This window comes from Rhizobacter sp. (assembly GCF_035702065.1).
Taxonomy (GTDB): Bacteria; Pseudomonadota; Gammaproteobacteria; order Burkholderiales; family Burkholderiaceae_C; genus Rhizobacter.
The window spans coordinates 1-10,172 of record NZ_DASSRA010000022.1 but is presented as its reverse complement, the minus strand read 5'-3'; the positions used below and the strand labels follow the sequence as shown (position 1 = coordinate 10,172).

Annotated in this window: 7 protein-coding genes and 1 pseudogene; 1 reads left to right on the top strand and 7 read right to left on the bottom strand. The window is 66.3% G+C overall.

All coding sequences use genetic code 11. The features are described from left to right. From VFL64_RS01080 to VFL64_RS01050, 7 genes and pseudogenes are all read right to left on the bottom strand, one after another. Positions 1 to 198 (bottom strand): annotated as a pseudogene (locus tag VFL64_RS01080) (ribonucleotide-diphosphate reductase subunit beta); the annotation flags it as partial. A 147-nt stretch (positions 199 to 345) separates the two neighbouring features. Next, positions 346 to 3,246 (bottom strand): ribonucleoside-diphosphate reductase subunit alpha, encoded by a 2,901-nt coding sequence (locus VFL64_RS01075; protein WP_489538528.1) that lies wholly within the window; start codon positions 3,244 to 3,246, stop codon positions 346 to 348. Between the two features lie 493 nt (positions 3,247 to 3,739). Continuing rightward, entirely contained in the window at positions 3,740 to 4,327 is a 588-nt protein-coding gene (gene ampD, locus VFL64_RS01070) for a 1,6-anhydro-N-acetylmuramyl-L-alanine amidase AmpD (RefSeq protein ID WP_489538527.1), read from the bottom strand. Next, on the bottom strand, positions 4,324 to 5,868 hold the full coding sequence (locus VFL64_RS01065) for a sigma-54-dependent transcriptional regulator (RefSeq protein ID WP_489538526.1): 1,545 nt from the start codon (positions 5,866 to 5,868) through the stop codon (positions 4,324 to 4,326). The genes ampD and VFL64_RS01065 overlap by 4 nt, the downstream gene beginning before the upstream one ends. Continuing rightward, positions 5,865 to 7,733 (bottom strand): ATP-binding protein, encoded by a 1,869-nt coding sequence (locus VFL64_RS01060; RefSeq protein ID WP_489538525.1) that lies wholly within the window; start codon positions 7,731 to 7,733, stop codon positions 5,865 to 5,867. Before VFL64_RS01060 ends, VFL64_RS01065 begins: the two co-directional genes overlap by 4 nt. A 56-nt stretch (positions 7,734 to 7,789) precedes the next feature. After that, on the bottom strand, positions 7,790 to 8,026 hold the full coding sequence (locus VFL64_RS01055) for a PP0621 family protein (protein WP_489538524.1): 237 nt from the start codon (positions 8,024 to 8,026) through the stop codon (positions 7,790 to 7,792). A gap of 27 nt (positions 8,027 to 8,053) precedes the next feature. Further along, positions 8,054 to 8,836 (bottom strand): cytochrome C assembly family protein, encoded by a 783-nt coding sequence (locus tag VFL64_RS01050; protein WP_489538523.1) that lies wholly within the window; start codon positions 8,834 to 8,836, stop codon positions 8,054 to 8,056. Between the two features lie 95 nt (positions 8,837 to 8,931). On the opposite strand from VFL64_RS01050, the gene ffh reads away from it, so the two are divergent. After that, positions 8,932 to 10,172, top strand: a 1,241-nt coding sequence (ffh, locus tag VFL64_RS01045) for a signal recognition particle protein (protein ID WP_489538522.1), incomplete at its 3' end; no start/stop codon positions are given.

Genomic DNA, 10,172 nt, shown 5'->3' with positions numbered 1-10,172 from the left:
CTTGCCGTTGATGATGCGCTTGTCGGAAGCGCGAACACGGTGCGTACCGGCTGTCGACTCGACAGCTTCGGAGAGTTCGGGTGCGGAATCTTCGAAGACTGGAGACGGAGCGACCGCACGCGCTTGAGAGGTCATGCTCTGCGCGGGGCTCGCTTTGTGAGAGATCGAGGGTTTAAGGTCTTCTTCCCAAACCAACATAGTGGATTTCCTGTGCGTTCGAATTATGAGAGTGTTGTGTCTAAACACCAAGAACTTATTGACTTTGCAGCCGCTTCGCTGTTGCTGTGTCGCATCGAATTTCGATGCTGCACAGCAACCTGCATCACATCAATGTGATGCAACGAATCACTGACAGGCCTCGCATGTCGGGTCATCGATAGCGCAGAACTTCACGTCGCTTGCAGGCTCTGCATCAGCCGCCAACACGCTGGGTGCAGCGAGGCTCACAGGCGCCGAGTTGCCACTCGAAACCGCGTTCAACTGGCCTGCCTTCACCGTCGACTTCTCGGTCTGCGACGCGCTGATGGTGCGCAGGTAGTAGGTGGTCTTGAGGCCACGCAGCCAGGCGAGCTTGTAGGTCTCGTCGAGCTTCTTGCCCGACGCGCCGGCCATGTAGATGTTGAGCGACTGCGCTTGGTCGATCCACTTCTGGCGGCGAGCGGCGGCTTCGACCAGCCACTGCGTTTCGATCTCGAAGGCGGTGGCGTAGAGATCCTTCAGGTCCTCGGGCACGCGATCGATGCGGCGCAGCGAACCGTCGAAGTGCTTGAGGTCCATGACCATCACGTCATCCCACAGGCCGAGCTTCTTCAGGTCGCGCACCAGGTATTCGTTCACGATCGTGAACTCACCCGACAGGTTGGACTTGACCGACAGGTTGCCGAACGAGGGCTCGATCGAGGCGCTGACACCGATGATGTTGGAGATGGTCGCCGTCGGTGCGATCGCCACGCAGTTGGAGTTGCGCATGCCGTGCTCGCTGATGCGGCCACGCAGCAGGCTCCAGTCGAGCTTGGTGCTGCGGTCGACTTCCACGTAGCCGCCGCGCGCTTCGGCCAGCAGTTCGAGCGAGTCGATCGGCAGGATGCCGCGATCCCACAGCGAACCGCGGTAGCTGGAGTAGCGGCCACGCTCCTGCGCCAGCTCGGTCGAAGCCCAGTAGGCGTAGTAGCAGACGGCTTCCATCGACTGGTCGGCAAACTCGACCGCCGATTGCGAGGCGTAAGGCGTGCGCAGTTCGTACAGCGCGTCCTGAAAACCCATGATGCCCAGGCCGACCGGGCGGTGCCGCAGGTTGGAATCACGCGCCTTCTTGACGGCGTAGTAGTTGATGTCGATCACGTTGTCGAGCATGCGCATCGCCGTGGCGACGGTCTTCTTCAGCTTGGCGTGGTCGATCACCTTGGTGCCGTCGGGGCCGTCCTTCAGGTGGTGCACCAGGTTCACCGAACCCAGGTTGCAGACGGCGATCTCGCTCTCGTTGGTGTTGAGCGTGATCTCGGTGCACAGGTTGCTGCTGTGCACCACACCCACATGCTGCTGCGGCGAGCGCACGTTGCAGGCGTCCTTGAAGGTGATCCAGGGGTGGCCGGTCTCGAACAGCATCGAGAGCATCTTGCGCCACAGATCCTTGGCGGCCATGGTCTTGAAGAGCTTGATCTCGCCGCTGGCCGCCTTGGCTTCGTAGCGGGTGTAGGCCTCTTCGAAGGCCTTGCCGAACTTGTCGTGCAGATCGGGGCAAGTGGAGGGCGAGAACAGCGTCCAGTTGCCGCCTTCCATCACGCGGCGCATGAACAGGTCGGGAATCCAGTTCGCCGTGTTCATGTCGTGGGTGCGGCGGCGGTCGTCGCCGGTGTTCTTGCGCAGCTCCAGGAACTCTTCCAGATCCAGGTGCCAGCTTTCCAGGTAGGCGCAGACGGCGCCCTTGCGCTTGCCGCCCTGGTTGACGGCGACAGCGGTGTCGTTCACCACCTTGAGGAAAGGCACGACGCCCTGGCTCTTGCCGTTGGTGCCTTTGATGTGCGAGCCGAGCGCACGCACGTTGGTCCAGTCGTTGCCCAGACCACCGGCGAACTTGGAGAGCAGCGCGTTCTCCTTCAGCGCCTCGTAGATGCCGTCCAGGTCGTCGGCCACGGTGGTCAGGTAGCAGCTGGAGAGTTGCGAGCGGTGCGTGCCAGAGTTGAACAAGGTCGGGGTGCTCGACATGAAGTCGAAGGTCGACAGCACTTCGTAGAACTCGATGGCGCGGGCTTCGCGGTCGATCTCGTTCAGTGCCAGGCCCATGGCTACGCGCATGTAGAAGGCCTGCGGCATCTCGATGCGGACCTCATCGACGTGCAGGAAGTAGCGGTCGTACAGGGTCTGCAGGCCGAGGTAGTCGAACTGCAGGTCGCGGTCGGCCTTGAGCGCAGCGCCCAGTTTGGCCAGGTCGTACTGCAGCAGCTTGTCGTCGAGCAATTCGGCCTGCACGCCCTTCTTGATGAAGGTCGGGAAGTACTCGGCGTAGCGGGTGTGCATTTCGGCGTGCAGCAACTCTTCGCCGACGATCTCTTTGCGGATGGTGTGCAGCAGCAGGCGTGCGGTGGCGCGCGTGTAGCCCGGGTCCTTCTCGATCAGGGTGCGGGCAGCCAGGATGGCGGCCTTGTGCACTTCGTCGATGGGCACGCCGTCGTAGAGGTTGCGCTTGGTTTCGGCCAGGATGGGCTCGGGCTTCACGTCGGCGCCCAGGTCAGCGCAGGCCGACTCCACGAGCGCTTGCAGGCGTTGCATGTCCAGCGGCACGCGCTGGCCGCGGTCAGTGACCATGATGGCCGGCTCGGCGGCGACCGCCGGCACGCCCTGCTTGGCACGCTCCTGCGAACGGCGCTCGCGGTACAGCACGTAGGCACGTGCCACTTCGTGGTGGCCACCGCGCATCAGGCCCAGCTCGACGTGGTCTTGCACGTCTTCGATGTGGAAGGTGCCACCGCCCGGACGCGAACGCAGCAGGGCCCGCACCACCGACTCGGTCAGGCCGTCGACCGTCTCGCGCACGCTCGCCGAGGCCGCGCCTTGCGTGCCGTGCACCGCCAGGAAGGCTTTCATCAAGGCCACGGCGATCTTGTTGGGCTCGAAGGACACCACGGCGCCGTTGCGGCGAATGATCTGGTAGCCCTGGTAGGCCGATACGGCGGCGCCAGCCGGCGCCGCGCCGGCGCGCGGAGCAGCGGCCAGCGGGTTGGAGGCGGGGGTAGAGACGGTTTGCATGGTGTTCCCTGTCGTCATGTCGGTTGGTATCGAACTCACGAATGGGTCGAAGGCTTGTGGCCTCAGCAGCAAAAGCTGCAGCCGCCCCTGGACAGCCAGGAACGGGTAGACGTCACGTGAGAGGGGTATTGCGCCGGTAGGGGCGCCTTGCATTTCTTGCCCATTCGCTGATCCGACCAGTGAGCGCTGCCGCTTGCTGCGACAGGCCCATGAAACGGGGCGCTGATCTTGGGCATGGAGGTGTGTTTCTGGAACAGAAGGATAACACGAAGGGACACTATATCTGGGGCCTAGGGGACCATCAAGCACTACCGATAGCGTATTACCCTAGTGTGACCTTGCCCTGCGCTGGTGCCTGAAGCCGGCATGCGGGGCCAGCGCGCGCCGCTGTGACATTTGGCGCGCGAAACGGCCAACGCATGCGGCATGCGAGCCCATTTGGCGCGGCAGCGCGCGTGAACCGTGGACTCACGCGCGAGCGGCGCTGCCCGATTCAGATGTGCCCTGAGACGTTCTCGGGAAAGTACCGATCGGGCCAGCCCAGCATGCGCATCAGCAAGGGCCAGTCGAAGCCGGGACCGGGATCGCATTTACGACCAGGCGCCACATGCTCGTGGCCGACGACCGCCTCGAGCGGACAACGCCGCGCCAGCTCGTGAAGCAAGGCCGCCAGCGTGTCGTACTGCGCCGCTTCGAAGCGCTCACCTTCCAGGCCTTCGAGTTCGATGCCGATGGAGTAGTCGTTGCAGTTCTCACGCCCGTGCCATGAAGACCGGCCGGCGTGCCAGGCGCGCTGCGCACACGACACGAACTGCAGCAGTTCGCCATCGCGCCGGATCACGAAATGGGACGACACCGCCAGGCCGCGGATCTTGCGGTAGTAAGGATGGGCATCCCAATCGAGGCGGTTCGTGAACAAGCGCTCGATCCCGTCGCCGCCGTATTCACCGGGCGGCAGGCTGATGGAGTGAATGATCGCGAGGCTGACCTTCGTGCCCTCGGGCCGCGGCCCGAAGTTGGGCGACAGCAGGTGGCGCGCTTCTGGCAGCCAGCCCCCGTCGTCAGCCGACTGCGGCGTCATGAATCGTCGCTGCGCTCGCTGTCAGCGGCTTCGGGTTCACCGCCGACATGCACACCCAGGCGAGCCATGCGGTAGCGCATCTGCCGCAACGACAGGCCGAGACTCGCACCCGCCGCGGTGCGGTTGTAGCGGTAGCGCTCCAGCGCACGTTCAAGCACGTCGCGCTCGACCTCGTCCAGATAGGCCGCCAGGTCGGCGGGCAAAGGTGCCGGAGCTGGCGCCTGTGCTGAAGCCTGCTGGGGCGCTGGCGCCGAAGCCAGCGGCACGCTCGGCGCGGTCACCTCGGTCTCCAGCCCCAGATCGAGTGCACCGAGATCGGCCACGTCGATCACCTCGCCGCCCGCAAACGCGACGGCACGATGCAGCAGGTTTTCCAACTCGCGCACGTTGCCGGGGAAACCGTAGCGACCGAGGTAGGCCAAGGCCTCGCGCGTCAACTGAGGAGGTGGCGACACACCCGCATCGCGCGAGATGCGTTCGAGCACGCGCTGGCAGATGGCTGGCAGGTCTTCCAGCCGCTCGCGCAGCGGGGGCACGCGGATCTGGATCACGTTGAGGCGGTAGTACAGGTCTTGCCGGAAGCGGCCCGCCAGCACCTCGGCGCCGAGGTCCTTGTGGGTGGCACTGAGCAGCCGCACGTTGACGGCCTGTTCGCTGACAGCACCCACCGGGCGCACCGAGCGCTCCTGAATCGCGCGCAGCAGCTTGCTCTGCATGGCCAGGGGCAGGTCGCCGATCTCGTCGAGGAACAAGGTGCCACCGTTGGCCGCCTGGAAGAAGCCTTCGCGGTCGTCGGCCGCACCCGTGAATGAGCCCTTGCGGTACCCGAAGAACTCGGCCTCCAGCAGGTGTTCGGGAATGGCGCTGCAGTTCACCGCGATGAAGGGCTGGCCGGCGCGCGGGCTCACCTCGTGGATCGAGCGCGCGACCAGCTCCTTGCCGGTACCCGATTCACCGTTCACCAAGACCGGCGCCATGCTGCGCGCCACCTTGTCGACGAGCGCGCGCACCTGCTGCATGGCGGCCGACTGCCCGGCCATGCGGTTCATCGCCTGGCTGACGGCAACCGGTGGCGAGGCGACAGCCGCCGGTTGCACCACACGCTGCGGCTGAGTGCCGTTCTCCGAAGGCAGGCTCGAAGGCACCATGGTCGGGACGGTCGAGGCGGTGCGGCCGAGGGCCGAGGCCACCACGGCCCGGAACTGCTTCAGATCGACCGGCTTGGTGAGGTAGTCGTAGGCGCCAGCCTTGAGCGCCTCGACCGCGTTCTCGGCCGAGCCGTAGGCGGTGATCACGATGGCCTTCTCGCGCCGGCCGGTCTCTTCGAGGCGACGCAGCAGGTCGAGGCCCGTGCCATCGGGCAGACGCATGTCGGTGATGACGGCGCTGTAGGTGCGGTCTTTCAGGTGCAGCAGCGCGTCTTCGACGGTGCCGGCCGTTTCGACGTCGTAGCCTTCACGCAGCAGGGTCAGTTCATAGAGCGTGCGCAAGTCCGGCTCGTCGTCGACGACCAGCAAGCTGAAGTGCGAAGGTGAGCTCATGAGGCGAGGTGGAGTCGGGCTTCGGTGGCGGCGTCTGCCGACAAGGCCTGGCGGCGCATCGCAACGGAAAACTCGTTGCGGTTCGGGTCGGAAGCGCTGCGCAAGCGGTAGTCGATGCGCGCGCCGTAGCGCTCGCAAAGTTCGCGGCAAATATACAGGCCCAACCCTGTTCCGCGGCTGCGTGTGGAGAAGAAGGGCTCGAAGAGATAGCGCTCGACGTCCGGCGGAATGGGTGCGCCGTCACTGGCCACGCTGAGGACGGCGTGGGTCTCATCGCGCACCGCCAGGCGCAGGCGAACGGCGGCCGGCACCTTGGTGGCGTGGCGGTAGCCGTTGTCAAGGAGGTTGACCAACACCCGGCGCAGGTGCTCGCCGTCGAAGACCACCCCAACGGGTTCGTCGGGCAGGCTCACCTGCAGCACACTGTGGTCGCCCAGGGTCATGCCGGTGGTCCGCGCCCATTCAACGCAGACGGCAGCCACCACGGCAGTGGCGTCGATGGCGACCACGGCCTGCACGTCGGTGGGGGCCACCTCCATCACGTCGTCAACGATGCGCTTGAGGCGCTCCACGTTGTCCGAGACCATGCGCGTGAGCTGGCGTTGCGACGGTGTCGTGGCATCTTCGGCCATCAGCGCATTGGCCTGCGAGATGGCGGCCAGCGGGTTGCGGATCTCGTGCGCGATGCCGGCCGACACGCGACCCATGGCGGCCAGTTTCTCCTGCCGCGTGCGCGCCTGCATGCTGCGCACGTCTTCGAGGAACATCACGCACAGCTCTTCGCTTGCCTGGGGTTCGCGGCGGCGGGTGAAACGCATGCGCACGCGCAGGGTGCGGGCCGGCGCCCCATCGAAGTCGATCAGCACGTCGCGCCCGGCCTCCGGCCAGGACGCCTCGGCGAACGCACGCTCCACCGACTTGACCAGGCTGCCCCACGCCTCCACGCCGCGCAGCTGGAAAGGCGCTTCGCGGCACATGCCCTCCGGCGCGAGCAGACCACGCGCGGCAGGGTTGGCTGCCCGCACGCGGCCGCGGCGGTCGACCACCAACACGCCTTCCTGCATCTCTTCAATCACCAGCCGGTTCAGCTGGGCCTGCTGGCGTGCCAGCTCCAGACTGCCCTTGGCCGTGAGTTCTTCGCGGGCCAGGCGGCCCGCCAGCTCGCCAGCCAACAAGGTGATGACGAAGAAGCCACTGCCGGCGAGAGCTGCCTGGGTCATCAGCAGCGTGACATCGCCCCCGGCCAGCACGCCCAAGGTGGCGATGCCGAGCAGCGCCAGCGTCACGATCGCGGCGGTGGCCAAGGCGATCAGCCGGGGCGTCAGCACGCCGGCCATCAGGACCGGCAGCACCAGCAAGGCCACGTAGTTCAGACTGGCTGCGGGCGATAGCAAATGCAAGGCCGTGAAGCAAACGATGTCCACGCCGATGGTGGCCAGCCACTGCGGGCTATGCAGCCTGGCCAGCGACTTGGGTGCAGCCGCGCGCCGGTAGCGCGGTAAGGCCCATAGCGTCAAGGCGAGCACGGCATAAGCCACGCTCACCACGATCACGGGCAGTGCCGGGCGCACGCTGAAGATGCCAGCGATCGCCACCGTGGCGATCAGGGCAACGCCGAGGGCAGCCCGTGCCGCGACGAAGGCGCTGTAGATGCGCTGGAACGCCGTCTGACCTGAACCGATGATGCGGCGTGCCTGGCGGGTGAGGAAGCGCGAGTCGGATTCGGCGTCGCGCACAGCGGCCCAGCTGCCGTCGTAACGCGACTCTTCTTCAGAGGCACGCGGGTCGTCACGCAACTGGGTGTCGCCGTCGACCCCCAGAGCGCCGAACCACGATTCGTCGGCGGGCCGTGGACGCGGTGCCACGGAGGCACGCCGACGGTCCGAACTGCGCCGGTCGGCCCCGCGCGGCGCTCCTGCCATCAGCTGCCTCGCCTGCTTTCGTACGCGGCGCGGTGCGCCTCACCGCAGAATACGCCCCCCCGCCCCGGCAGCGCTTCACTGCGGGGCAGGTGAACGCCGCACTGGGCGCAGGCCACCATCTCTTCATTCTTCGGCGATGACGGCTGAGCGGGGGTCGGCGGCAGATGGGGTTTGCGCAAGCTGCGCATCAACCACAACACGCCGGCGATCACCGCGATCACGATCAGGAACTTCATGCCCCCATGCCTTTCAACTCAGTGCCTTCATGCGATCGGCCGCTGCAACAACACCTCGAGCACGAAGCGCGAACCGGCATACGCCAGCAGCAGCAGCACGGCACCTGCATACAAGCCGCGGATCGCGCGGCGCCCTCGCCACCCCAAAGTTTGGCGCCCCGTGAGCAGGCCGGCAAATACCACCCAAGCCAACACCGAGAAGACCGTCTTGTGATCCCAGCGCCAGGGGTTCGAGAACCACCAGCCGAGCACGAGGGTGGCCGACAACAGCGAAAAGCCCGCGGCGACGAACTGGAAGGTCAGGCGCTCCAGGCGCAGCAGCGGCATGCCAGCGCCACCCGCCGTCTTGAGTCGCATCTGGCGTTCGGCGTTGTCGAGCATGGCCGCATGCAGGACGGCCGCGCCGAAGAGGCCATACGACGCAATCCCCAGCGCCCAGTGCAGAGGCGCCCAGTTCGACGCCGCCTGCGGCCTGAACTCGCCGGGAAACGCCACCGCAAGCCCCACCGCCACCATGCCCAGGCAGGCCAGCGTGCGGCGCACACCGGGCAGCGGCAACCAGCGGCTCTCGACCGCATAGACCGCTAGCACCAGCCACAAGGTGGCCGAAAGCGCCGGTGCAAAGCCGAAGCGGGCGCCGGGCAGCGGGCTGCCGATCCCCGCCATGTCGACCACGATCGCCACCGCATGGGCGAGCCAGGCCAGGAACAATGCGCGTCGCGGCCAGGGGCCGGACGATTCGTCGCGCAACACGGCTGCGGCCGCATAGGCCAGCAAGGCGAGCACGCTCGGTATCCACAGCGCAAACATGGCAGGGGCGTGGGTCGCTCCCTCGGAGCCCGACGATAAAATCATCGTCACAGTGTACTTTCGCGTGCCCGGGTTCCCGTGCATCGCCCTCCTCCATGGCTTCTGCCCTCACCGACCGCCTGAGTCGACTCGTCAAGACGATGCGCGGCCAAGCCCGCATCACCGAAAGCAACGTCCAAGACATGCTGCGCGAAGTGCGCATGGCCTTGCTCGAAGCCGACGTGGCCCTGCCCGTGGTGCGCGACTTCATCGCCCGCGTGAAAGAAAAGGCGCTCGGCGCCGAGGTGGTGGGCTCGCTCTCGCCTGGCCAGGCGCTGGTGGGCATCGTCAATCGCGAACTTGCCGCCACCATGGGCGAAGGCGTGGCCGACATCAACCTCGCCGCGCAACCGCCGGTGGTGATCCTGATGGCTGGCCTGCAAGGCGCGGGCAAGACCACCACCACCGCCAAGCTGGCCAAGCACCTGATCGACAAGCGCAAGAAGAAGGTGCTGACCGTTTCGGCTGACGTGTACCGCCCTGCCGCCATCGAGCAGTTGAAGACGGTCACCAAGCAAGCCGGTGCCGAGTGGTTCCCCTCCACCGCCACCGACAAGCCCGCCGACATCGCCAACGCCGCGCTCGACTACGCCCGCAAGCACTACTTCGACGTGCTGCTGGTCGACACCGCCGGCCGGCTGGCCATCGACGAAGCGCTGATGAAGGAGATCGCCGAGCTGCACGCCGCACTCAAGCCGGTGGAAACGCTCTTCGTCGTCGACGCCATGCAGGGCCAGGACGCGATCAACACCGCCAAGGCCTTCAAGGAAGCCCTGCCCCTCACCGGCATCGTGCTCACCAAGACCGACGGCGATTCGCGCGGCGGCGCCGCGCTGTCGGTGCGGCAGATCACCGGGGCGCCGATCAAGTTCGCCGGCGTCAGCGAGAAGATCGACGGCCTGGAAGTCTTCGACGCGCAACGCCACGCCGGCCGCGTGCTGGGCATGGGCGACATCGTCGCCCTGGTCGAAGAGGTGCAGAAGGGTGTCGACGTCGCCGCCGCGCAGAAGCTGGCCGACAAGCTCAAGTCGGGCGACGGCTTCGACCTCAACGACTTCCTCGCGCAAATCAGCCAGATGAAGAAAATGGGCGGTCTCTCCGGCCTGATGGACAAGCTGCCCACCCAGATGACTGGCAATGCCGCCAAGCTCGGCCAGGCTGACATGGACCGCGCCGAGCGCGACATGCGGCGCATGGAGGGCATGCTGAACGCCATGACCGCCAAGGAGCGCCGCCAGCCCGCGCTGCTGCTGGAGGGCAAGACCAAGGCCAGCCGCAAGCGCCGCATCGCGCAGGG